The organism is Emticicia sp. 21SJ11W-3, assembly GCF_024138715.1.
GTDB lineage: Bacteria > Bacteroidota > Bacteroidia > Cytophagales > Spirosomataceae > Emticicia > Emticicia fluvialis.
In genome coordinates, this window is sequence record NZ_CP092074.1 from 960,301 (window position 1) to 977,505 (window position 17,205).

General features: G+C 41.7%; 12 protein-coding genes. 6 read left to right on the forward strand and 6 right to left on the reverse strand.

All coding sequences use genetic code 11. The annotated features are described in order from the left end of the window. Positions 1–4 precede the first annotated feature (4 nt). Both MB380_RS04070 and MB380_RS04075 read left to right on the forward strand, forming a co-directional pair. Positions 5–1,243: a hypothetical protein gene (locus MB380_RS04070; protein WP_253533547.1), complete on the forward strand. Its 1,239-nt coding sequence runs from the start codon at positions 5–7 to the stop codon at positions 1,241–1,243. 219 nt (positions 1,244–1,462) lie between these two features. Further along, the gene (locus MB380_RS04075; RefSeq protein ID WP_253533548.1) at positions 1,463–2,407 is read left to right on the forward strand and encodes a DUF1080 domain-containing protein; all 945 of its coding nucleotides are present in this window, start codon (positions 1,463–1,465) and stop codon (positions 2,405–2,407) included. Between the two features lie 72 nt (positions 2,408–2,479). Here MB380_RS04075 and MB380_RS04080 read toward each other — a convergent pair whose 3' ends face one another. The 4 genes from MB380_RS04080 to MB380_RS04095 all read right to left on the reverse strand — a co-directional run bounded on the left by MB380_RS04080 (position 2,480) and on the right by MB380_RS04095 (position 7,514). Continuing rightward, complete coding sequence (locus tag MB380_RS04080; RefSeq protein ID WP_253533549.1) at positions 2,480–3,520, reverse strand: serine hydrolase; 1,041 nt, start codon at positions 3,518–3,520, stop codon at positions 2,480–2,482. Between the two features lie 196 nt (positions 3,521–3,716). Then, complete coding sequence (locus MB380_RS04085) at positions 3,717–6,284, reverse strand: outer membrane beta-barrel protein (RefSeq protein ID WP_253533550.1); 2,568 nt, start codon at positions 6,282–6,284, stop codon at positions 3,717–3,719. Positions 6,285–6,709: 425 nt separating this feature from the next. Further along, on the reverse strand, positions 6,710–6,928 hold the full coding sequence (locus MB380_RS04090; RefSeq protein ID WP_101727445.1) for a helix-turn-helix transcriptional regulator: 219 nt from the start codon (positions 6,926–6,928) through the stop codon (positions 6,710–6,712). A gap of 28 nt (positions 6,929–6,956) precedes the next feature. Continuing rightward, a complete protein-coding gene (locus MB380_RS04095) occupies positions 6,957–7,514 on the reverse strand; it encodes a DUF2975 domain-containing protein (RefSeq protein WP_253533551.1) in 558 nt (185 codons plus the stop codon). A 258-nt stretch (positions 7,515–7,772) separates the two neighbouring features. On the opposite strand from MB380_RS04095, the gene nadE reads away from it, so the two are divergent. Then, positions 7,773–9,800, forward strand: coding sequence for an NAD(+) synthase (gene nadE / locus MB380_RS04100; protein WP_253533552.1), 2,028 nt, complete (start codon positions 7,773–7,775; stop codon positions 9,798–9,800). A 473-nt stretch (positions 9,801–10,273) separates the two neighbouring features. Then, a complete protein-coding gene (locus MB380_RS04105) occupies positions 10,274–11,551 on the forward strand; it encodes a citrate synthase (RefSeq protein ID WP_253533553.1) in 1,278 nt (425 codons plus the stop codon). A gap of 53 nt (positions 11,552–11,604) precedes the next feature. On the opposite strand, the gene MB380_RS04110 is transcribed toward MB380_RS04105, so the two are convergent. Then, positions 11,605–12,234: a riboflavin synthase gene (locus MB380_RS04110; RefSeq protein ID WP_253533554.1), complete on the reverse strand. Its 630-nt coding sequence runs from the start codon at positions 12,232–12,234 to the stop codon at positions 11,605–11,607. Between the two features lie 114 nt (positions 12,235–12,348). Between MB380_RS04110 and MB380_RS04115 the strand changes: the two genes are divergently transcribed. Together MB380_RS04115 and MB380_RS04120 are read left to right on the forward strand one after the other, a co-directional pair. Then, positions 12,349–12,939, forward strand: coding sequence for a DUF1684 domain-containing protein (locus MB380_RS04115; RefSeq protein WP_253533555.1), 591 nt, complete (start codon positions 12,349–12,351; stop codon positions 12,937–12,939). Positions 12,940–13,268: 329 nt separating this feature from the next. Next, a complete protein-coding gene (locus MB380_RS04120; protein ID WP_253533556.1) occupies positions 13,269–15,743 on the forward strand; it encodes a zinc-dependent metalloprotease in 2,475 nt (824 codons plus the stop codon). Between the two features lie 62 nt (positions 15,744–15,805). Here MB380_RS04120 and MB380_RS04125 read toward each other — a convergent pair whose 3' ends face one another. Continuing rightward, a complete protein-coding gene (locus MB380_RS04125) occupies positions 15,806–17,131 on the reverse strand; it encodes an alpha-L-fucosidase (RefSeq protein WP_253533557.1) in 1,326 nt (441 codons plus the stop codon). Positions 17,132–17,205: the final 74 nt, after the last annotated feature.

Genomic DNA, 17,205 nt, shown 5'->3' on the forward strand with positions numbered 1-17,205 from the left:
AAAGATGGAAAATTTTGATGATAACATAGAGAACGAATACCGGAGCCGCTTTGAAGATTTTGAAGAGATGCCCGATGATTTGCTATGGAACAAAATTCAGTCGAGAATTGCACCTGAAAAAGAGCGTCCTTTTATTATATGGTTGCGTACACCGGTGCGCACTATAGGTTTAGCGGCTTCTTTATTGATTGCCCTCGGAATTGGGACCTATTTTATGTTTAAAACAGATACCCAAATACAGGGAAGCCGTTTGAATGAGAAGCAGGTTAACCACAACCAGGGAAGTGTTACAAAAACTAAAAATGCCGAAGAAAGCAAGCAGGACGTGACTGGCCAGACTCTGAAACAGCAAAACCCAGTGGCTGGGGTGCTTAAAGAAATGAGTAACAAGGGAACTGATATGGCAAAACACACATCAGGCCTGATGGCCAGAAAGCGCAATAGGAAGGATTCAGCTTTACAGCAGATAAATAAAGAATTACCTGTTACCCTTGTTTCAGAAGAAACAAGAACACTTGTTTTAAAAGATGTATATGCCCTTACAGGAAAAGGAGCGAACATTTTTTGGGTTAATAAGCACTTAAATGCGCCCGATTTATATACCGAAGCAATTGCCATAGAAGTAGAAGAAAAGCACGCACGGTTTTTTTTGCCGCCCAGTGAAATGTTCATTAATGTAAACCCTACTTTGAGTTATTATATGTTTTCGCCGAACAAGGGCGACAACGTTCTGGTGAGTGATTTCAGTAATAGTTCTCAGCGTCTTGGTTTTGGTGCGCAAATCGGATTCGTGTATCCGCTTGCCAGGAAATTTGACTTAAGAACGGGCGTGAGCTATTTTACAAGGAAGTCGAGCATCAGCTATGATATAACCGACGAATCGAAGAAGAATGTAGTAGTGGTAGACAACAACTCCATTCAGATTAATCCAGGTAGTTCGGCCATGAATGAAACCCGAAACTGGCACTATCTTGAGCTGCAAAGTGATGTGTTGTATGCCATTAAGGCAATGCAGGCGGTATCAGTAGGGTTTAAAGTTGGTATGCAGACGTCGTCGATGAATGCACCTTTAGTACAGGGGCGGCTTGGTTACCGAATTTCCAGACCAGTTAATAACCGCTGGGCTTTGTGGCTTGAGCCAGCCGTATCAGTTTCATTGTCTTCTCAGAATTCGGCACAAAACCTTTTTATGTACCGAACTACTGGTTTTGGTTTGAATCTGGGGGTGAGTCTATTAAAATAATGTGCGATTGAGTGAATTTGTGAATTATGAAAAAGGCGCTTTAGAGATAACCTCTGAAGCGTTTTTTATTGGATATGCTCTGATAAGCCGCACTATGAATTTATTTAATGCACCTGATTGATCCCATTTCTGAATTTATTGCTATTTTGCCGTTAAAAACCACTTGCTGCAACAGAAAATACATTAACATAAATTTTATTCAACCAAAAAACACCTGAAATGATAACTACATTAAAAAAATGTATCAGCGTTTTTAGCCTTATTGTTCTTTTAGGCACCACAGTATTTGCTCAACTGGCACCCATCAAAAGTATAGAAGGGCGATGGGACCTCACCATTAATCACGGAAACAGAACTGCGCCGTCATGGTTAGAAGTAAACCACTCGGGTACCAAATTCCTGAACGGTTCTTTTGTAGGTGAGGGTGGAAGCGCCAGACCTATATCGCGCATTAGTTTTGCAGATGGTAAAGTTTCGTTTTCGGTTCCCCCGCAATGGGACGCCCTCGACAAAGATTATGTGGTGGAAGGCGTTTTAAAGGATGATAAACTGAGCGGAACTATTACTAACCCTAAAGGTGAGGTTCTGAATTGGGTGGGTGTAAGAGCTCCCAAATTAAACAGCACCAGAACACCCGTTTGGGGTACGCCAATTAAACTTTTTAACGGCAAAAATCTGGACGGCTGGGAAGCCACAGGCACCAATAATCAATGGGTTGTAGAAAATGGTGTTTTAAAAAGCCCTAAATCAGGCTCTAACCTGCGTAGTGTTCGTACTTTCAACGACTTTAAACTGCATGTTGAGTTCAGATACCCTAAAGAAAGTAACAGCGGTGTGTATCTGAGAGGCAGATATGAAGTGCAGGTAACCGACAGCGAGGGTAGAGAGCCTTCTAAAGACCAACTGGGAGCCATTTATGGTTTCATTACACCACTTGAACTACCGTTGAAGTCGGCAGGTGAGTGGCAAAGTTTTGACATTACCTTAGTAGGAAGAGTAGTTACCGTTGCCCTTAACGGCAAGACCATTATCTACAAAAACGAGATTCCGGGTATAACAGGTGGTGCCTTAGATAGCAATGAAGGTGAGCCTGGTCCGATTTTCTTTCAGGGAGACCACGGCCCCATTGAGTATAGAAATATCGTGATTACGCCTGCGAAGTAAGTTATACTTCTAGTCCAGAAACAGGTTCACACAAACCTGTTTCTGGACTAAATCTCCTTCTTACCTGCCATTCTATTTTTTAATTGCAGGAATAATGTATTTCAGAAGCATTTCGAAAGGCAGCTTGCCACGCCAGTTGCCGTAGTTGCTACCCGTAAAAACGGCTGTTAACTTATATTCCGGAATATACATCAGGTATTGCCCGCCATTGCCGGATGCAAACAGCACTTCTGTGTTAATGTCTTTATATTTCAGGTTTTCGCGGTACCAGAAGAATCCATAACGGGAGCTCTCGTATCTGGCATTGGGGATTCTGGAGAATCTGACAAATGAAAAATCGGTAACAATGTGGCAATCGGTAGATTTTTTTATCCAGTCTTTGCTCACAATTTGCTTGCCCTTCCAGGTGCCTTCATTTTTTACCATATCAATAATCTTGAGCATATCTGCGGGTAGCATGTAAAATGAACCGGCTGTCATACCCTGGCCTTTCGGTGAGACAGTCCATTTATAATCGGTGATTCCCAGCGGCAGAAAAAGGTTTTGTTTGGCAAATTCCATCACACTCATGCCGCTTGCCCTTGCTATAATTTCTCCCATAATCATGGGCTCGTTGGAATTATAAGACCAGTTGAGTCCCGGTTCCCGGATTAAATCAACTCCCAGACAAAAAGCAACCCAGTCGTCTGTTTTAACCATTTCTACTTCGCATTCGGGGCCTATATCATAATACTCTTCACAGTTTAATCCCGACCGCATTTCCAGTAAATTACGGACAGTGATTTTACGTTTGCCTTCATGTTTCAATTCCGGAAAAAAGCGACCCAGGTTATCATCTAATGACATCAGTTTTTTGTCGATAGCAATTCCTGCCAGCAGGCTGGTGATAGATTTAAAAGACGAGCGAGTGTCATGCTTCGTATCTTTGGTGAAGCCATTAAAATATTCTTCTACAATAATCTTATCACCCTGCTCAACTAAAATCGCATCAATTTTAGGATAAGTTTTATCAGCGACTTTGTCTTTTAGTTCTTTAACAAGCGGGCTGCCCTGCTGCTGTGCCTGGCAGTTTGTTAACAATAATATAGATAGGGTGAAAAGTAGGTTTTTCATGAATTGTTGGTAGAGGGGAGTATAGGGTTATTTTATAAACGTATATATGTCATAAAGATATGTAAGTTCTTTTTTATTTTTTGGTTTACCCTGAAGTACTTTAGCATAACCTATTTTAGCTTGAGACTAAACCGAATATAAAAACGCCCCAAAGCATTAGCTCTGAGGCGTTTCTGTATTTATAGACTATCTAATCTTAATTGCCACCGGCGCGTTTTTGTTCGGCTTCGGTAGCTGTGCTGCGGTTACGGGCAGTTTTTACGTTTTGGTTACCGAATTTGTAAGAGAACGAGAAACGAACGGTTCTGCTGTCCCAACGGTTGTTCAAGAGCATGTTTACACCTGCAAAGTTGGTTTTGCCCGACCAGAAACTGGTTAAGAAAATATCGTTGATGTTCAGTCTCAAAGTAGCTTTTTTGTTCAAGATGCTTTTTTGCAAACCTGCGTTTACTGCATATTGAGATTTACCCTGCATGATACCGTACACATTAGGTGAGTTGTACCACATGGATACCTCCGCCGATAGGTTCTTAGGTAGTTTAATGCTATGGCTGGTGTAGAAGTTATACGCCCATTGGCCTACGTTCAGGTTCTGGTCAGATACCTCTCCTTTAAATTTGTTATAGTAAACCGATACGTTGTTCTGTGCATTCCACCATTTGGTAATCGGAATCGGCACGCTAAAGTTAACATTGATATTTTCAAATCTGGCAATGTTTTCCTGCGTTGCAAACGTGATTTTCTCAGTGTCAATGCCTTGTATGTTATTGTATTTTTTCAGTTTCTCCAAAACCGCCGGTACGCTTACAGCATTTTTAATCACCTCAGCCATGTAATCGTTGGTAACACTGTAACCTACGCTTGTTACAAATGCTTGTTTAAAGCTGTGTGTTAATTCAAACGAGTTGGTGTATTGCGGCATCAGGTATTCGTTTCCAAGTTGATAAGTGTATGGGTCAAGGAAATAAATGAACGGATTCAGCGAATTATAATCCGGGCGGTCTATGCGTCGGCTGTATGAATACGTCAGTTGATTGTCCTTATTAATAGTCTGTGTTAAAAACAAACTCGGGAACAGTTTTACATAATTACGTTCACGAGATTCGTTCAGGGTTACTGATTTACCTTCTGAGTGTGTATGCTCCATACGCAAGCCAGCCTGTAAATTGAATTTCTTGCTCAGTTCTTTGTTAAAGTTGGCATAAGCCGCGTTGATGTTCTCGGTATAGATAAAGTAGTTGGTACGTCCTTTGTCTACTGTACCATTCTGATAGAATCTGATGTCGTTATCCGACTTCACCCAGCTACTTTTCACACCAAACTCCAGTTTGCCTTTAATTTTGGGCAGCGGATTTACATAATCAGCCTTTACAGCAAAGATGTTGTATTTGTTTGGCGCATTGCTGGTAATGTTTAGCGGTGTGCTGTATTCGGTTTCTACTTTATCAATATACTTATAGAATCTCGAAACCATGCCTCTTTCCATTCCCTGGTTATTATAAACCGAATAATCTACGTCGGCAGTTAATTCTTTACCGGTCGAATCGAAAGTATGTTTAAAGTTGGCGTTGAAAGTGGTGTTTGTCCAGGTTCTCAGATTACTCGAGGTTGTTACCAGACTTGAATCGGGCGTAACCGAGCCAATCTTTTTCATATATGTTATGTTACGGTTTGGGTTAGAACTCTCCCACGAACCCACGTTACCAGTTATCAGCACACCTAGTGTGGTTTTTTTAGTTGCGTAATAATCTGTACCTAGTTTATAGCTGAAATTCTGGTTTAACTGATAACGATACGCATATTGCTCAAACGTCTGGCCGCCAATTTCTCTTGAAAACGCATTGTTATTGAAACGCTGGTTGTCAGAAAACGTAAGATTCGTAAACGTATTGAATTTGCCCTGACGGTTGTTTAGATTGAGGCTGGTATTGTATTTTGGCATCAGACCGGGCTTCATTTGCTCTACAGCGGTAAGATCTTTGTTTAGCCCGGTTTTTAGAAAAGGGGGCAAGCTGATAGCCATACCTACCGACACGCTTCCGTTGGTGCCATAGTTTTTATTTTTCTTGGTAACGATATTGATAACCGCTTTACCGGCCGCATCGTAGCGCGATGATGGGTTTGAGATAATTTCTATTTTTTCAATCTGGTCGCTATTCATGTTTTTTAGCTGATTAGCCAGATCACTCTGCGACATATAGGTAGGTTTACCGTCCATCAGAATCAAAACGCCTTGTTTACCTTTCACGCTGATGTTATCGTTGTTGTCAACGGTAACGCCCGGCGACTTCTGCAAAACCTCTAAGGCTGTGTTACCATTGGCAACAATACTACCTTCCACATTTACAACCAGCTTGTCGGCTTGTTGTTCTACAAAAGGTTTTTTGGCTGATACCGTTACTTCTTTCAGGCTTTGAGTATCCTGTTCAAGATGAATATTCGATAATTTTACATCAGGGTTTTCAGCGCTCAGAACAATTTTCGGAGAATAGTATTTCTTGTACCCAACCATTGAAACCGACACGATGAACTGGTTCTGTACACCTGAAGTTAAAAACTGTTCCAGTTCAAATTTACCTTCTGCGTCGCTTACACCACCTTTTACAAGTGTAGAGTCCTGGGCACGTAGTAGTAGCACATTGGCAAACGGTAGTGCCTGTTTTTTTTCATCAAAGAGGCTTCCTGATATCTTTCCTTTGTTAGTTTGGGCAAAAGAAATTAAACCCGCTCCTGCAAGCAGGAGTGTAAGTAATAGCTTTTTCATTGCTTTTTAATTGTAATTAGTAATAGCTTTGTGTTGAGTGAGTATCTTTAAATCAGCTTTTAAGTTCAGGTAAAGTCTGTTTTAAAGATGCGGTTCTGCTACCAATGCTGGTGTTTATTAACTGTTTTATTAAATGCTTTTCATAATTTTCTAAATTCACTCTTTCAATGCTATGTTAGATGCGAAAGAATGTTCCAGGTTACATCTTGCCTTCTAAAAAACTGCCCCTAAAGCCTGAGACAGTTTTACTCATTAATTAACCTAGTCAAATTTAATGCTGTTAGCTCTTTCATAATTTTCTTGCACAAACTTATAGTACTTTGTAATGCAAGGTAACTTATATTACATAAGTGGCTTTAAATTTTGATGAGTGGCAAAACCCTGCATTTGCCTGGTAGATGCAGCTTTTTGGCGTTAGGTTGCACTTAAATTTTGTTTTTTTCAGGCAAATATTCCAGAATATCGCCCGGCTGGCACGCAAGTGCCTCACAGATAGCCTCTAAGGTTGAAAACCTTACCGCCTTGGCTTTGCCTGTTTTTAGTATAGAAAGGTTAGGCAGGGTTATGTCTACTTTCTCGGCCAGTTCAGAAAGCGGCATCTTTCTTCGGGCCAGCATTACATCAAGATTTACAATGATAGGCATGGTTTTTATAAGTTTAAGTGGATTGGTACTAAACAGTTAATTCGTTCTCTTCCTGCAGCTCAACGCCCCGTTTAAAGATTTGCGCCATTACGTAAACTACACCTGCCGAAAACAGGTATTGAAAGTTTGAGTTGAACATGCCTCCGTCTATTCCGGTTATGTGTTTGGCCAAATGATGCGCATAGCTATCTGCTGCAAAGTACACGATACCTAAACCAAGAATGGTATAGCTCATGTTTTCAATCAATGCCGCCACTTTCTTTGAGAACGGAGAATGCAGGTTTATTTCCTGCAAAATAGTTCTCAGTTTTTCCCAAACCTGTATTTTCAGAACAGCAATGGCTATAACTAAAGACATAAGCGCCAGATACGGAAATATATCATGATTGTTTTTCAGGTGGTCAAGACCTGTTCCGGTATTAAATGTGAAGGTAACGTTTACGTTACTGAATCTTCTCAGTAAGTCGGCAACATGGATTCCGATAAACGGAATGATAACTCTCGCTGCACTAATAATGGCTCCTATGTAGCCTATCAGGGCAACGATTTTAATGATGCTTAGGATACTTTGTGTTCTTGTTTTCATAATAATGTTTGTTATTTGATTGGTTTGATGGTGTAAATATATTAGATGGTTTATCGATAAACAATAAATATATATTAATAAAAGGAAAAATATTTATGAATAACGGGTTTTTAAGGATGAGTGGATGAGTGGCCGTGTGCTGCACACCTTTAAGCACGTAACGTGCGCTTAAAGGGTTGGGGTTGGCAGATTTTCTTATATTTGTAATTAGAAATCATTTGGTTCGGTTGAACAGACGCGAGTTAATAAATAATAACAATGAAATTAGTTAAAGTTGCAGCAGGCACGCTTAACCAGACGCCGTTAGACTGGGAGCAGAACCGGAAAAACATTATAGATTGTATAAGAGAGGCAGACAAGCAGAACGTAAGCCTGCTTTGCCTGCCAGAACTTTGCATAACAGGCTATGGCTGCGACGATGCTTTTTATTCGACAGACCTAATTGAGCAGGCCAAAGAGAGTTTGAACGAAATAGTGTTGCATACATCTGGCATCATTGTGTCGGTGGGGTTGCCGGTTCGTTTCAATAACAAGATATATAATACGTCATGCCTGATAGCCAACAAGCGGATACTCGGTTTTGTTTGCAAGCAGCACTTGCCAAATTATGGGGTGTTTTATGAAGACCGCTGGTTTCATCGCTGGCCTGCCGGTGTACGCGATGAAATTGAAATTGATGAATTTAAGTACCCCATAGGAGACCTGGTTTTTGATTTGAGCGGCGTGCGTATTGGTTTTGAAATATGTGAAGATGCCTGGGTGGCAAACAGACCCGGCAGAACGCTATTTGACAGGGGCGTAGATGTTATACTTAATCCAAGCGCCAGCCCGTTCTCGTTTGCTAAATTTATAACCCGTGAGCGGTTTGTTATTGACGGTAGCCGTTCTTTTGCCTGTAGTTATATTTATACCAACTTGCTTGGGAATGAGTCTGGCCGATTGATTTTTGACGGCGATGCTATGATTGCTTCAGATGGCAACCTGCTGGTGTCGTCGCCACGATTTGGTTATGGCGATTTTTATGTAACCAGTGCAGTTATTGATATAGAAGGCCCAAGGGTGAATCATTCTCAGATTAAATCATCTTTAGCTACCGGTAACTGGAAAGTAGCTGCCCTTTTTGATTTTCCGGATATAAGGCCTGTGGCGAATCAGCATGCCGAATTAGAGAGATTTGAAAGAGGCGGATACCTGAAAGAAGAAGAATTTGCCCGTGCGGTATCGCTGGCCTTGTTCGATTATCTGCGCAAGTCACATTCTCAGGGTTTTACTGTTTCACTTTCAGGTGGAGCCGATTCTTGCGCCTGCGTGGCATTGTGTGGCTTAATGATTCGCCTGGCCGACGAAAGCATCGGTCTGGATGCCTTCAAAAAGAAACTTTCGTATATTAAAAAGATACAGTCTTGCACAACCGTAGAAGAGGTAACCAAAGAGCTGATTCACAGTATTTATCAGGGTACCGAAAACAGTTCAACAGATACTTTTACGTCGGCCGAGAGTCTGGCCAATTCAATTGGCGCTACTTTTTATAATGTCAATATCAATGGCTTGGTTGACGCTTATACGGGCATGATTGAGGAGCAGATCGGCAGGAATCTTTCATGGGAAACGGATGATCTGGCCTTACAGAATATTCAGGCCCGGGTTAGGGCTCCGGGTGTGTGGTTGCTGGCTAATTTAAATAATCATTTATTACTGGCTACGTCTAATCGTTCAGAGGTAGCGGTCGGCTATTGTACGATGGATGGCGACACTGCCGGAAGTATCAACCCTATATCAGGCATTGAAAAATTCTGGTTAAGAGGCTGGCTGGTATGGCTGGAAACCGTAGGATGTGACGTAAAAGGCAGGCACATCAGAATTGAGGGCCTTAATAAAGTAAATAACCTGCAGCCTACAGCTGAACTTCGCCCACTTGATAAAAAGCAGACTGATGAAAAAGACCTGATGCCTTATGAGGTGCTGAATGAAATAGAGAAGGTGGCCATCAGAGATAAAAAGCCTCCTTTGGAGTGCCTTTTGTTTATGGAAGCACAATTTGCTGACCGGTTCGACAGGGATACACTTGCCGGATGGGTAGAGCGGTTTTTCAGGCTCTGGAGCCGGAACCAATGGAAGCGCGAACGCTATGCGCCGGGTTTTCATCTGGATACCCACAACCTTGACCCCCGTAGCTGGTGCCGGTTTCCGATTTTAAGTGGCGGCTTTGAAAAAGAACTGGCCGATATGCAGGAGTATCTGGCCAAGGGAGACCGCAAAAAAATAAAAGGAAGGATTGGATTCTGACAGACGAAGGCCCGGCGAAACCCGGGCCTTCGTCGTTTGCTGGTTTAAAGGGTAGCATTTCAATTGTAAAAATGAGTAGGTAATTACAGCATTAATTTGCTGATTATTGTTGTTTCAGAAGCATACAGAAAAATTTAATCGTTTTTTATAGAATAATGCTTTTTACGTGGGGTTTCAGCATTATCTTTGTGCTTTCGCGCACTATAATAACTGCTTATTAAGTATTAAATTTCCTTTAAGTTTTTGCATGTTTTTATGCTGTTACAAACTTTTTTGGTTACAGAGGGGTTATAAAGTTAAAGAATTATAAGTTTCGCTACCCTGTTTTTACGGGTCAAATTAAATTTTAGTTGCTTTAACAAATATTTATCTGTATATGGTTATTTTTACGCTTTTTTTGTTATTATTGCAACTGAATTTGCGAAATAATTCATCAATAAAATTGATAACCACAAAATAATCTAAATGTTTTTATGGCTGGTACAGCAGAATTAATACTTGACGGTAAGTCATACCAATACCCTACCATAGAAGGTTCGGAAGGAGAGAAAGCAATTGATATTGCCAAGCTCCGTGATGAAACAGGTTACATAACAATCGATAGCGGCTATAAAAATACTGGGGCTACTAAAAGTGCCATTACTTTCTTAGATGGCGAAGAAGGAATACTGCGCTACCGTGGCTATGCCATAGAAGACCTGGCTGAGAAAGCCAATTTCTTAAGTGTAGCTTATTTGCTTATCTACGGTGAATTACCAACCAAAGAGCAATACAACAAGTTTGATAACGATATCCGCAGACACACACTGGTTAACGAAGATATGCGTCGCATTTTTGACGGATTTCCGGTGAATGCGCATCCAATGGGTGTGATGTCATCTTTGATAAGTGCCATGAGCGGATTCTACCCTGATTCGTATGATGACAAATCGCCGGATCATACCGATACCCACATCATTCGTTTATTGGCTAAGTTCCCCACGCTGGCTACCTGGTGCTACAAGAAATCAAACGGCCACCCAATTAATTATCCAAAAAACTCATTAGATTATTGTTCTAATTTTCTACACATGATGTTTTCACTGCCGGTTGAAGAATATTCGGTTGACCCTGTGGTTTCGGCAGCATTAAATAAATTATTGATTCTTCATGCAGACCACGAGCAAAACTGCTCAACATCAACGGTTCGCCTGGTAGGTTCTTCAAAAGCCAATATTTATTCTTCTATCTCTGCCGGTATATCAGCTCTTTGGGGGCCACTTCATGGTGGTGCAAACCAGGAAGTAATTGAGATGTTGGAAGATATCAAGGCTGATGGCGGAGATGTAAATAAATTTGTAAATAAAGCCAAAGATAAAAACTCTGGTTTCCGTCTGATGGGCTTTGGCCACAGAGTTTACAAAAACTTTGACCCTCGTGCCAAAATCATTAAAAAAGCGGCTGATGATATTTTAAGTAAATTGGGTGTGAATGACCCTGTACTTGAAATTGCCAAAGGTCTTGAGGAAGCAGCTCTGCATGACGATTACTTCATTGCAAGAAAACTGTATCCGAACGTTGACTTCTATTCGGGTATTATTTACCGTGCCTTGGGTATTCCTACCAATATGTTTACTGTCATGTTTGCATTAGGACGCCTACCCGGCTGGATTGCCCAATGGAAAGAAATGAGAGCGAATAAAGAGCCTATTGGCCGTCCGCGTCAGATTTACACAGGCTCAACACTTCGCCCGTTCCAATCGTTCGAATAAAAAATTAAGCCTTACAGCTATATTAAAAGCCTTAGCAGTTTCCTGCTAGGGCTTTATCTTTTTTGAAGAATGCGTTGCATGTATTTGCCAAGTATATCAAATTCTAGGTTCACCACCTTACCAACGGTCAATTGATGGAAATTGGTGTGCTCCCAGGTATATGGAATAATAGCAACACTAAATCCATTATCTTTTGAATTAACCACTGTCAGACTTACGCCATTTACACAAATAGAGCCCTTTTCAACGGTTATATTATTAGTTGAAGCATCATATTCAAATGATATAAGCCAGCTTCCGTTCTGGTCTTCCAGAGCTGTGCAGACGCCTGTCTGGTCTACATGCCCTTGCACTATATGGCCATCAAAACGGCCATTGGCTGGCATGCAACGTTCAAGGTTTACTTTGTCGCCTATCCCTAAATTGCCTAGATTAGTTTTTTTCAACGTTTCATCAATGGCAGTTACTTTATACCTTACCGCTGTATGAGTTTGATTATTGTCTTTAGCATCCGTTATATCGGTAAGTACCTCTACCACCGTAAGGCAAACGCCGTTATGCGATAAGCTCTGGTCTATTTTTAGCTCCTGTGCTATGTCAGATTCAAATGTAAAGGTTAAATTTGTGCCATCTGGCTCAATGGCAACAAGGCGCCCCATTGACTCTACGATTCCAGTAAACATGTAACAATAATTAAGGTTTTCGTCTGCGAATTACGATATTTCAACTAAGAATAGCGAATAAAAGTTCTTATTTAAGTATATTAGCCGACGTTTATCCACAATCATAATCAGACTATGCTTAAAAACAAAGTAGTACTTTTAATTATCGTGCTTGCAGTGATTGGCATCCTGTTTTATTCTTTGAGTAGCTCAGAAGATTATGCCGGGCGCATCAACGAAAAAAGAGAAGCCTATCAAAAAGATGTCTTTAAAGAAAAGAATTCTCCGGTGGCTAATCTTACCAACTTTACCGGATTCAAATACTTCGAGCCTGATGCGAAATATAAATTCGAGGCTGATTTTAAAGCAACCAATGATAACGGAGAGCGGATGATTTTGATGACCGACAGCACACAAAGCGAAATAAAAAAAGCCGGAGAAGCTACCTTTGAAATTGAGGGTACTACCTATACCCTAAGTGTTTTTGATGAGGAAACTACATTTATGCTGCCCTTTAGGGACAAAACCAATGGTAAAGAAACTTATGGTGGCGGCCGGTATATCAATATCCCGAAAGATGCACTGGTGGGCAGCAAAATTGAAATAGATTTTAATAATGCCCATAATTTTTACTGTGCCTACAACGAAAGCTTTATTTGCCCCATACCGCCTAAAGAAAACAAAATTAATGCAGAAGTGAGGGCGGGGGAGAAGACCTATAAATGAATGAATCGACTTTAGCGGCCGCCGCGCGGTCGATTTAAAAAATATAAATATTCCTTTGTTTTGATAGCCAGCGACCGGGGTGGCGACCCACTTCATTGGCTGTTATCGCGAGAAAAGGAAATTTACACACCCAATGAATTGGGCGACTATCAAAACAAAGGTTATGATATATAAATGTTCCTTTGTTTGCTTAGTCGGTGAATTCATTCACCGTGCTCTGAAATCAAAACAAAGGTTACAATTTTATTCATACCGACCGAAGTAGGTATTATATCAATAAATATCCAAAAACCTCTATAACCATAACTAAAAACAATAATCACCTTTCCATGAAAAAACGCTTCTTCCAAACACTGGTTTTTCTGATTTGTAGTGCATACGTAATGGCTCAGGATGTGAAATCAATCGAGAGTTTCACAACAGGCATGGATAAAAAAGAGGGCTTCCTTAATTATTACTGGAATGCCAAAGACGGCAGAGTATATCTTGAAATAGCGCATTTCAATTCAGAGCTGCTCTATTATCCTTCATTGGCTCAGGGGATAGGGTCTAACGATATTGGCTTAGACCGCGGACGACTCGGAGAAGAACACGTCATAAAGTTTCAGAGAGCCGGTAATAAAGTGCTGATGGTTGAACCCAACTACGCCTACAGAGCTATATCAGAAGACCCACTGGAGAAGCAGGCAGTAGAACAATCATTTGCTAAATCAATACACTTCGGGTTTGAGATTAGAGCAGAAAGCAATGGCAGAGTACTGGTTGATTTAACACCGTTCCTGATTCAGGATGCGGTAGGTGCCATACGCGATATTTCAAACACCAAACAGGGTACTTTCCGCCTTGATGCTACCCGTAGCGCTATTTATTTACCTAATACAAGAAACTTTCCGCTCAATTCAGAGTTTGAGGTTATCATAACTTTAACCGGCGACAACGCAGGCCCTTATCTGCGAGAGGTTGTGCCTACCCCTACTATTGTAACCATGAATCAGCACCACTCTTTTGTGGCGCTGCCTGATTTGGAAGCAGATAAAAAAAGCAGAGCTTTTACACCAAGAGAATTTGACCCACGGATTGGATATGGGGGGATTCAGTTCTTTGATTACGCCACACCTATCAGTGAACCCATTGTTAAAAAATACATTTCACGCCACCGTTTGCAGAAAAAAGACCCTACCTCAATGGTAAGCGAGCCTGTAAAACCTATTGTGTATTACATGGACCCTGGCGCTCCGGAGCCTATCCGTTCTGCCCTCATGGAAGGAACCGCATGGTGGAACATGGCATTTGAAGCCGCAGGATACAAGAATGCTTTTCAGGTAAAATTGCTTCCTGCCGATGCCGACCCTATGGATATCCGATACAACATTATTCAATGGGTGCATCGCAGCACCAGGGGCTGGTCTTATGGCGCCAGCGTAATAGACCCCCGCACTGGCGAGATTCTGAAAGGTAAAGTAACTTTAGGTTCACTGCGTGTTCGTCAGGATTTTCTGATTGCACAGGGTTTTCTGGGCAACTATGAAACAGACACAACGAAAGTAAAGGAAATCACCCAGATGTCAATCGACAGACTGAAGCAATTGGCGGCGCATGAAGTAGGCCATACTTTAGGGCTACCACATAATTATATTTCAAGCATTAACGGGCGTGCCTCTGTAATGGATTATCCACACCCGCTGGTCAGTTACTCTAACGGAAAATTCGATCTCTCACGTGCGTATGCAATGGGAATTGGTGAGTACGACAAAGCCTCTATTATCTGGGGATACCAGGATTTTCCGGATAATGCAGATGAGAAGGCGGAATTAGAAAAAATTGTTCAGAATACACTAAGAAAAGGCCTGAGATTCTTGACCGACCAGGACGCCCGCCCGGAAGGCTCGGTAAGCCCTTATGCACATTTATGGGATAACGGCGGAGATGCCGTAACTGAATTGAAGCGTGTGATGGACTTACGCAGAATTGCTTTAAGGGAATTTACCGATAAAAAAATCAGAGTAAATACCCCAATGGCTAACATTGAAGAGGTTTTGGTACCAATGTATATGTTTCATCGTTATCAGACAGAGGCTGCAGCCAAAGTACTGGGCGGTGCCGACTATAATTTTGCATTGCGCGGAGACGGGCAGGTTATTTATGAGCCGGTGCCTGCAACCAAACAACGTGAAGCATTTAATACTTTAATGCTAACACTTACGCCTGAGTTTCTGGCTGTGCCTGATCATATACTGAAAATGATTCCTCCAAGAGCATTCAGATATAACGCCAACCCGAGAGAAACTTTTAAACGCCATACCGGTTTAGGTTTTGACCCCCTTGCCCCGGCAGAAGCATCAGCTGGAATGACCCTGAGGCTGATACTGAATCCAGAGCGTAGCGCAAGGCTGGTTAGCCAGAAAATAATGAAAGGTGATTTACCTACCCTGGCTGAGGTTTCGTCTATTATGGTTCAGAAACTTTGGAAAAAGCCTGAGATGTTTAGAAACAACAGTTATTATGCCCAAATAGACCGCATGGTTGCCATGTTGTTTTTAGATCAACTGATGATGCTGGCGAATAACAAAAATGCAGCTATGGAAGCACGAGCCAATGCTTACGGAGCTATAGATGATATACAAAGCTGGTTAAAAAGCAATAATGTTGATGGGGCCGGTTTTGCCAGATTAACCTTACTGAAAATTAAACAGTTTGAAGATAACCCGGAAGCAGCAGTAGCAACGAGCGCATTAACACCACCTGAAGGTGCGCCAATTGAACCCGGCTATGAGTGGTTAGATGAAGATTGTGAATGGAAATGAAATGATACAAAAAAATCCCTTCTGGCATAAGGAAGGGATTTTTTTTGCAGCTAAATATCACCTTAATTGGCAGGTGTATTATATAGCTCAATATTTGATATCATGGGCTTGGCTAACGTGCCTGAAACAGTAACGCGAACATCTTTAGCATTTACTTGCGGAAAATACACAATGCGCTTGCGCCCGACGGTTGTGGCCTTTGCTACTGTTTTCCATTCGGTATTTTCTTTTATCTGTACCTCAAACTCACTGATGTGTTGTCCGAAACGAATGTCTTCCTGCACAACCAGACAGTTAAAAGTTTGTGCCTTGTTCAATGAAATATCATAACTGGCAGCACCCGTTTTTTTTGTAAAAGTACCTTTCGTTAACAGATTTTTACTGAAATACTCATCGCGTAATTTCTTGAATTCCAGCAACGCTTTTGCATCATTTTCATGAATCACCCCCCGGTTATCTACCGGAATGTTCAGCAGTAAGTTGGCGCCTCTGCCTACAGATTTATTCCAGATATCCATCAATGCCTGAGGAGTCTTTACTTTATCGTCTTCGTTTTTATGATAGAACCAACCCGGGCGTATAGATACATCGCATTCAGCCGGTATCCAGTGCGTGCCGTTGGCATCGCCCACGTTCAGGTGTTTGGGTTTGTCGTAGGCAGGAAACAACGCTGCGCCATTGATGGTACTCCAGCAGGTTTCGCCGGCAAAGCCGTTTTCATTGCCCACCCAGCGGATATCCGGGCCGGCATCGCTGAAAATTAGTGCATGTGGCTGATAGGTTTTCACGGTTTTGTTGAACAACGGGAAATCATACACCTGTTTTTTGCCATTAGGGCCTTCGCCATTCGCGCCATCAAACCATACTTCAAACAAGTCGCCATATTGCGTGGTAATTTCTTTCAGCATATTTACATATACCTGGTTGTATTCAGGGGTGCCGTAGGTAGGGTGGTTTCTGTCCCAGGGAGAAATGTAAATTCCCATTTTCAATCCATATTCTTTACAGGCGGCCGATAGTTCTTTCAGAACGTCTCCTTTACCGTTTTTCCACGGAGACTCTCTTACCGTATGCGTTGAATATCTGCTGGGGTACAACGCAAAGCCATCATGGTGTTTAGCTGTAATAATAATGCCTTTCATACCTGCGGCTTTGCAGATTCTGGCCCATTGGCGGCAATCAAGCTGGGTAGGGTTAAAAACGTCTTCTTTCTCTTTGCCATCTCCCCATTCTTTGTCGGTAAAAGAGTTGGGTCCAAAATGTACAAAGGCATAATATTCTAAATTGTGCCATTTAAGTTGGTCGGCCGTTGGGGTAGCGCCAAAAGGCTTGGGGGTTTGTGCCATTGCCATGCCTGCAAGCAGGCACAGAATAATGATTTTTCTCATGTGCGTTAGTTTTAGGTAAAACCTGTCAATAGACCCGGTCATCTACTGTTTGTAAAGTGGGCCAAAAATAGCAA